General features: G+C 47.0%; 1 protein-coding gene. It reads left to right on the top strand.

All coding sequences use genetic code 11. The features are described from left to right. Positions 1–148: 148 nt before the first annotated feature. Positions 149–628, top strand: a complete 480-nt coding sequence (locus R7093_RS25935; protein ID WP_023624209.1) for an RDD family protein — start codon at positions 149–151, stop codon at positions 626–628. Positions 629–658 lie beyond the last annotated feature (30 nt).

Below are 658 nucleotides of genomic sequence, written 5' to 3'. Positions count from 1 at the left end.
GCTTCAAACATGCGTATGCGCAGCCATCATCCTTCGTGAAAAGCTCTTAGATTTGGCCGCAATTGGAGAGTCTGTGCGTCAGCTCTCTTTTCACAGACAGGCGGAATCTATATCCTGACGCACAATTTTTAAGGTAAGTGATGGAATTATGACTACTTCTACAACTCTTCCACCAGCGGGATTTTTCCGTCGAATGGGCGCTTTGTTTTATGACACTCTAATTGTCTTAGCCATTGAGATGATGGCGGCGGGTGTCGTAATTGCGGTGGTGTTTGCTTTGAATGCAGCAGGCTTGCTGAGCTACGGAGAATATGTGGATGCCGCAGATATGTTAGGGAAACACCCGGTGTTGAGTCCGATATTCACACTTTATCTGGCGGTAGTCTGGATTTACTTCTTCGTCTTTTTCTGGACGCGAGCAGGTCAAACCCTAGGCATGCGCGCTTGGAAAATGCAAATTCGAAACGCGAAAGACGGCGCTCCAATTACGGCGACTCAAGCATTAATCCGCCTTGCGACATCAGGCTTTGGTCTTGCGAACTTAACCGTGCCAATTGACCCGCAAAAACGTGGTTTCCACGATATCTGGGCAAAAACTGAAGTGGTGGTTTTGCCAAAAGCAAAATAAATCGCCTAGAAACAAAAAAGGAAGGCATAG

It is taken from the genome of Vibrio sp. 1580 (assembly GCF_033340055.1).
The sequence above is the reverse complement of the archived record's forward strand: the minus strand, read 5'-3'. Positions and strand labels throughout refer to the sequence as shown.